Here is a 6,015-nt window from a genome sequence, read left to right on the forward strand (position 1 = left end):
TCCGCGAGGCCGCCCGCGCGAGATGACCTGGGCGCATGCAAGACTGTCGTATGATGGCTTGCGTCCCCGCTGAGATGTCGCCGTGGCGAACGCTTGGTTTGCCGACTTTTTTGGCGCCCCTGTGCGAGAGTTTCGCGCCTTCGTGAGGGAGCGTCGGCGAAAACCAAGGAGCCTTTGGCCGGACGCTTGCCGGCGACTCGGGCGGTTTCGTGACATCGGCGCGACGAACGCGTCGCTTCATGGGCGAAGAGCCGGGTTAGGCCGTGGTTTACTATTGACGATGTTCCGACCGCAGATCCACGACGACCTCACGACGGCGGCGGGGGCCTGTGGACTTCTCGTCTCGCGCCGACGGCTATGCGCCGCCAATGCGGCGATGGCTCCGCGATCCCCATCTCGAACGATCTCCAACACCAACGCTGCGCCTTATGGCGCCGGGCGGCCGCGACCTTTCGCGGCCCCTTGCGTCCCGCGCAAGAGAGCAATCCATGGCAAACAAAATGATCATCGACGCCTCCCACCCGGAAGAAACCCGGGTGGTGGTGCTGCGAGGTAACCGCGTCGAGGAATTCGACTTCGAATCGGCAAGCAAGCGGCCGCTGCGCGGCAACATCTATCTCGCCAAAGTCACTCGCGTGGAGCCTTCGCTCCAGGCCGCCTTCGTCGACTACGGCGGCAACCGGCACGGCTTCCTCGCCTTCTCGGAAATCCATCCCGACTATTACCAGATTCCCGTCGCCGACCGTCAGGCGCTGCTTGAGGAAGAGGCGCAGACCCATCACGACGAGGACGACGAGCCCCGCGGCGAGCGCCGCAGCCGCCGCCATCGCCGTCCGCGTGACATCGAGGCTGAAGCGCGCGCAACCGACGCCGGCGACGAGACGGTCTCCGAGATCGCCCCGACCGCCGAGGACGGGGGTGTCGAACTCGACGAGGACGAGACCGCGGGCGCCGGTGAAACCTCCGGAAGCGAAGCCTTCCAGGCCGTCGAGCTGGTCGCCGGCGCTGTCGAGTCTCCCCCGGCCGCGCCCGAAGCGCCCGTCGAGGCCGCGGCCGCCATGGAGCCGCACGGCGAGCAGACGGCGCCACAGGCCGTTGAGCCGCCCGAATCCTCCGGCGAACGCGGGCCTCCGCTCTCCGTTTCCATCGAGCCGGAGCAGGCCGCTTCCGTCGAGACCGGAATGGAGGCGCCGCCGCTCCCCGAGGAAGAGCCGGTCGAAGGCGAGGAGGTCGAGGCGGAGAGCGCCTGGGACGAGACCATCGAGGCCTCGGACGAGCCCGCCGAGCGGGTCAACGTCGACGAAAAGGGCCGCGACGACGAGCATGAAGTGACGACGCTCGAAGGCGGCTCCGAGGAGCGCGTTCGTTCGCGTGGGAAGGAGCGGTCGGAGGACGAGGGCGAGCCGGTGGAGCATCTCGGCGGCGACGCCTGGGAGGAGGTCCCGCGCCGCCCGCAGCGGATGCGCCGACAATACAAGATCCAGGAGGTAATCAAACGACGTCAGGTGATGCTGGTCCAGGTCGTCAAGGAGGAGCGCGGCAACAAGGGCGCGGCGCTGACCACGTACTTGTCGCTGGCCGGTCGCTACTGCGTGCTGATGCCGAACACCGCCCGTGGCGGCGGGATCTCGCGCAAGATCACCAATGCCCAGGACCGCAGCCGCCTCAAGGGTATTGCAGAGGAGCTCGACGTGCCCGAGGGGATGGGGGTCATCCTGCGCACCGCCGGCGCATCGCGCACCAAGGCCGAAGTCAAGCGCGACTTCGAATATCTCTTGCGCATGTGGGAGACGGTGCGCGAGACGACCCTGGCGTCGAGCGCCCCGACCCTCGTCTATGAGGAAGGTTCGCTGATCAAGCGCGCCATCCGCGACCTCTACAGCAAGGAGGTCGATGAGATCATGGTGGCGGGCGAGACCGGCTACCGCGAGGCGCGGCAATTCATGCGCCTTCTGATGCCCACCCACGTCAACGCCGTCCAGCTCTATCGCGACACCCAGCCGGTGTTCGCCAAGGCCGGCGTTGAATCGCAGCTCGATGCGATGTTCTCCAACCAGGTGACGCTGAAGTCGGGCGGCTACATCGTCATCAACCAGACCGAGGCGCTGGTCGCCATCGACGTCAACTCCGGCCGCTCGACCCGCGAGCACAACATCGAGGATACGGCGCTCAGGACCAACCTCGAGGCCGCCGACGAGATCGCCCGGCAGCTGAGGCTGCGCGACCTTGCGGGCCTCATCGTCGTCGACTTCATCGACATGGAGGAGTCGCGCAACAATCGCGCCGTCGAGCGCCGCATCAAGGATGCGCTGAAGAACGACCGCGCCCGCATCCAAGTGGGCCGCATCTCCCATTTTGGCCTCCTCGAGATGTCGCGCCAGCGCATCCGCACCGGCGTGCTGGAAGGCTCGACGGTGGTCTGCGCCCATTGCCAGGGCGCCGGGGTCGTTCGCTCGACCTCCTCGATCGCGCTGCACGTGCTGCGCGTGCTCGAGGACGCGTTGATCAAGAGCGCCACGCACGACATCGTGGTGCGCACCCGCACCGCCGTCGCGCTTTACATTCTCAACCAGAAGCGGGCGAACATGCGCGATCTCGAGCGTCGCTTTGGCGTGGCTGTCGCGGTCGAGGCCGACGACACGCTGACCGGGGCGAATTACCACGCCATCGACCGCGGCGAGCCGGCGACCGGTCCGCGCCGCGAAATCGAGCCGACCCCGTTGGCGCAGGACGATTTCGCCACCATTGTCGACGAGCCGGGGGCGATCGAAGAGCCCTTCGAGGACGAGATCGAGACCCGCGTCGAGGACGAAGCCGAGGAGCCGGACGAGCGCGGCGCCGAGCGCGAAGGACCCGACGGCGGATCGGCCGACGAGGGCTACGGCGGACGTCGCCGGCGCCGGCGCCGGCGCCGGCGCGGCGGAGATCGGGGCGTTGGCGAGAGCATCGCGCCCGATGCGCCGCAGCCGACCGACGACGGCCTCGCCGTGGTGGCGGAGATCGGCGGCGATCTCTCCGCGCCGGTCCTGGAGACGGAGCCTTTTGAAGGCCGCGGCGCCCCCGCTGAAGGCGAGCGCGGCGGCCGTCGCGCGCGCCGCTCGCGCGGCGGGCGCAACCGCTTCCCGCCGCGGGTGGCGGATCACGACTTCGGCGCGGACGCCGCCCTCGAACCGGCGCCGTCCGACGCCCTGGCGCCGTCTGCGGCCGACGACGCTGCGCCGGCGGTTAATGCCGAGGCTGACGTCCTCGTCGCGGACGCCGAAGGCGCCTGGACGCCCGAACTGGCCGACGCCCGCGAGGAGCCGGCCGCTCCGCCGACCCAGCCGAGCGGCGACGAGTCCGCGATCGCCGCGGCCGCTCCAGAGGAGACCGCGCCCGTCGGGGCGGCCGTCGCCGAGCGCGCCGAGGCCGCCTTCACGCCGCCGGCCGTCGAGCCGGCCCCGCATCCCGCGGCGAGCGCCGAGGCCGAGGCGCAAGCCGCTCCCACGCCAACCGAGCCCGTCGATGAAACCCCCCGCCCCCGCCGGACCGGCTGGTGGCAGCGCGCGCGGGCAAGCATCGTGGGGGATTGAGAACTGGCGCTGCGACCCGGTTAGCTGTCAGCAAAGGCATGGCGTCGCCGGGAGGCGGCGCCCGCCGGCGGTAACTTTCGCGCTGAACGCGCCCCGTCGACGCTCGTCCCTTCGCAGGTCGACACGTTTTGACGGGCGATCACGCGACCCGCAAAGCGGGGAACTATTTAGCGGTCGAGACCCTGGCGGAGGCTTGCGAGACGTCCAATCTGGGTAGGGTCTTGGGTCAGCCGCGCCACGACCGCGAGGCGCTTGACCACTCCATCCTGAAAGGCCCGCAGAAAGGCGTCGTAGTCCTTGAAGGATACGCATCCGTTGGAATCGCCGTTCGGACCCAGCATGTAGGGATGCGCAAGCAATCCCACGCGGTCGAATGAGAAGCCCTCGCCGACCGGCGTCAGCCGCAGCGCCTGAACCCCATGAAAGAGCGACTCGCGCAGAGTCAGTTCATAGAGGTGGGGCGGCGTCGCGCCGCGATCGCGTTGGTCCACGAAGCGGGGGTCGTCCCGATCTTCCCCGAGGCCCGAGTGCGCTTCCAGACGCGTTCCGTCAGGCAGGTACACGGTATGCGCCGAGATGTCGTAGACGGCGGTCCATCTGTCGTAACCCACCCCGGGCGCGGGCGCCGGCGCCAACTCGGGCGGGCGGGAAGGCGGGAAGGGCGCGGCGCTATCCGCCGCGGCCGCCTTGCGGGCCGGCGGCAGCGGGACGGCCCACGGCGGCGCAATTGTCGTCGATTGAGAGGGAGGAGCGGCTTCGAGGCTGGCCTCATGCGGAACGCCGATCTGGATCGGCGGCGGCAGGGGGACCAAAGGCCGTTCGGGCTCGATCGTCTGTCCGGGGGCATTCGCCGCGGCCTCCGCCAGAGGCGGCGGCGCCGCGCCCAGCGCCGGCAAGGCCACAGCCACTTTCGGCGCCGGGGCCGGAGGCTGCATGAGGGTCCAAAACAAGGCAGCTACGGCCAAAGCAGCGAGGCCAACAGCGACCCAAAGGGCGATTGGAAGCACATCAGAGCGTCCGGCGCCGGAGGCGGCGCCGCGCAACCTCGCCTTACCGCTTTTCGTCGATCGGGCGCCCGGACGCGGACCATTTGGCGGCAAAGCCTGATAGGATTCCTGACCCGCGAGCATGGCGGCTGCCCCAAGTTTCCTCTGCCCTGCAGCGTTCCCCCTTCCTAGCCTGAAGGATTCGATCCAGCAGTGATCCGGATCACAGCGCCCGCCGCATGCGCCTAAGCGGACTGCAACGCTGGCGGTTGGCGCCGGGCGCCGATCGAGGGCGGACGCAACCCCTTTCCGCCGCGGTGGCGGATCACAACTTCGTCGCGGACGCCGGCCCCGAACCGGCGGTGTCCAGAAAACGACCGTCACGTCTTGTCGGAACTATTAATGCCCCGAAGTGTCTGCCTGTCCCTTATGCAAGGTCGGGAGGGGCGCCAAAGGCATGCTGGTGGTTCGCAGGGAGCAATACGCGGCGCTCGAGCGCGCGGCTCTGCGTCGGGTTCAAGCGGAAATGGCGGAGTACGGCAAACAGCTTTCCCCTGACTTATGCCGTGTCCTGGGAGAGCAACAGCTCAATATCGCGCTCCGACAGGCCATGGAGCGCGCGGCGGGAGACGGCTTTACCAACCGCGGCCCGATCCGACTCTATGTCGAGCTGATGTTCTTTTGGGGCAGCGACTTCGACACCGACCCAATGTACCCTGTTGTCGGCGAGTTGCTGCGGTCGAGGGCATTCCAGATGGAGCGGGCCGAGCGCATTCACGAACAATACGTTTACTATCTGGACAGAGTGTGCGGCCCTGACAACATCAATGTCCATAAATCATGGGAGAGTCTTTCGAGATTCCTCCGTGACGAAAATATTATCTCAGTGGGAAACTTGGACACGAGCCTGATGCAGGAAATGACTCGAGCGTTTCCTCAAAGAGCAGCGTATTTGGGAAACGAAAGTTTGGCGGCCCTTATCCGTCAAGCGTACGCCGATGCGCGCACCTACGGGTTGTCGGCGCCCGAGGCTGTGGTTCTGCTGACGACACTCAAATTCATATTCGGCCACGGCTGCGCGCACGATCCACTCTACCCCTGGATTTCGCGAACGCTCACGGACAAGCGGATCGTAGACTCCGCCGCGCGCGCGGTCAGAATGAAAAGGAAGATGATCAGTTGGCTTGACCGTGTGCTCGCAAGGCTAAGTCAAGGTCCGGGAACGTGACTGACGGCAAGAAAACACCGTCTCCGAGTGCAGGTGATGGAAGTCGTAGCGGAGACTCTGTAGAGGCACCGTGTAGCCAGCCGCCGCCGATTGCGCTGCCTGCTCAACCTCCATCCTGTGATCCCCACGAGTGGGTTGAGTAAAATTCTGAAACCCCGACTCAAACGATTCAGATGAACGAAAATTTAGTCAGCGGCAATGCTAACAAGCCTAGTCAAGAGATCGCTAT

The 6,015-nt window shown here is 67.1% G+C and carries 3 protein-coding genes; 2 read left to right on the forward strand and 1 reads right to left on the reverse strand.

Annotated features, from left to right (window positions below):
• Positions 1-488: 488 nt before the first annotated feature.
• Positions 489-3,572: an Rne/Rng family ribonuclease gene (locus tag ACLP25_RS11710; protein ID WP_442469371.1), complete on the forward strand. Its 3,084-nt coding sequence runs from the start codon at positions 489-491 to the stop codon at positions 3,570-3,572.
• A gap of 167 nt (positions 3,573-3,739) precedes the next feature.
• Here ACLP25_RS11710 and ACLP25_RS11715 read toward each other — a convergent pair whose 3' ends face one another.
• Positions 3,740-4,507, reverse strand: a complete 768-nt coding sequence (locus tag ACLP25_RS11715) for a DUF2778 domain-containing protein (RefSeq protein WP_442469372.1) — start codon at positions 4,505-4,507, stop codon at positions 3,740-3,742.
• 508 nt (positions 4,508-5,015) lie between these two features.
• Between ACLP25_RS11715 and ACLP25_RS11720 the strand changes: the two genes are divergently transcribed.
• Complete coding sequence (locus ACLP25_RS11720) at positions 5,016-5,786, forward strand: hypothetical protein (protein WP_442469373.1); 771 nt, start codon at positions 5,016-5,018, stop codon at positions 5,784-5,786.
• Positions 5,787-6,015: the final 229 nt, after the last annotated feature.

The sequence above is a fragment of the Roseiarcus sp. genome (assembly GCF_052145395.1).
Lineage (GTDB): Bacteria > Pseudomonadota > Alphaproteobacteria > Rhizobiales > Beijerinckiaceae > Roseiarcus.